The sequence below is a fragment of the Methanosarcina baikalica genome, from assembly GCF_031461075.1.
Lineage (GTDB): Archaea > Halobacteriota > Methanosarcinia > Methanosarcinales > Methanosarcinaceae > Methanosarcina > Methanosarcina baikalica.
On record NZ_JAVKPK010000154.1, the window covers coordinates 1 to 1,098 of the forward strand.

1 protein-coding gene is annotated in these 1,098 nt (G+C 35.2%); it reads right to left on the bottom strand.

Translation table 11 applies throughout. The features are described from left to right. Window positions 1-128: 128 nt before the first annotated feature. On the bottom strand, window positions 129-722 hold the full coding sequence (locus tag RG963_RS16485) for a UPF0228 family protein (protein ID WP_310577358.1): 594 nt from the start codon (window positions 720-722) through the stop codon (window positions 129-131). Between the last annotated feature and the right edge of the window lie 376 nt (window positions 723-1,098).

Below are 1,098 nucleotides of genomic sequence, written 5' to 3' on the forward strand. Positions count from 1 at the left end.
ATCTAAGGATCAAAATCGTATAAAAGCAGATTTGTGTAACAGTACCAGGGATTCGTCTGTACCATGGGAGTTTCAAATTGGCTTAAAAAGTTAGTATGTGAGGTGAGTAATGCAATAAATCGAAGACTTTAACGACTATAAATGTAATCAAGATGTACAGTGAATATATTTTCATTTTGATCAAGCTCATTTTTTATTCTGACTGCATCTTTCTCCGGAATCCAGTACTTAAGTCCGTCATTTAACCTAAAACGAATTTCGCACCAGGTAGACTTTTTCACTCTAATATCATATTTATCCAGTATTGCAAGAAATTTTTCGTCCTGGATCGCTTGTTCGGAAACTGCGAAAACGTAATAATTTCCTTCTCTGATAACGTGAGCAGGATAATATATAATCCAGTCTTTGTTCTCTTCTTTCATCCCTTTACTAAGTTCGCTTCTTATGTCCCAATTATCTTTGTCCACCATTATGTAATATCTTTCACCCCTACTAGTAGTATCATATTCCATGCTATAGTTCATAGTCATATTGATATTTTGAAGAATGTCTTTTATTTCTGGCTCCGAAATTCCATCTTTAAATTGAATAGCCATACCACTTACTTGTGCTTCAGGAGCCGGCGTACTAGTATTAACTGGCATTTTTATAGACAGTCCAGCAACTACTACGAGAATCAGGATAACAATAAAAATGACTATACCCTTGTTGATTTTGCTCATACCAACCACCAAAAAGATGAGAAGTTTTAGCTCCTAAAATTTATGGAGAGCCCCAAAACATCGGTTTCTATACTTCATGTGCCAAACCTAGTGTCGCGTCAATCCTCAAAGATTTAACGATTCTGAATAGTTGCAATTGATTTTATACGACATTTTGCTGTTGACTCAACACTAGTACGAAATGGATAATTTAAAGTCGCCAGCGATCGGATTAATGCAAGTCCCGAATTAGTTTTTCCTGAGTTTCCATCCTCCATAAAGACTGGTCAAGCCGCCTAATAATCAGAAGCTTGGAGTAGAGTTATTTTCGCTCGATTCATTTCCACTTGAACTATTACTATTATCAGATTCAGAATTATTATTACTATTATTATTA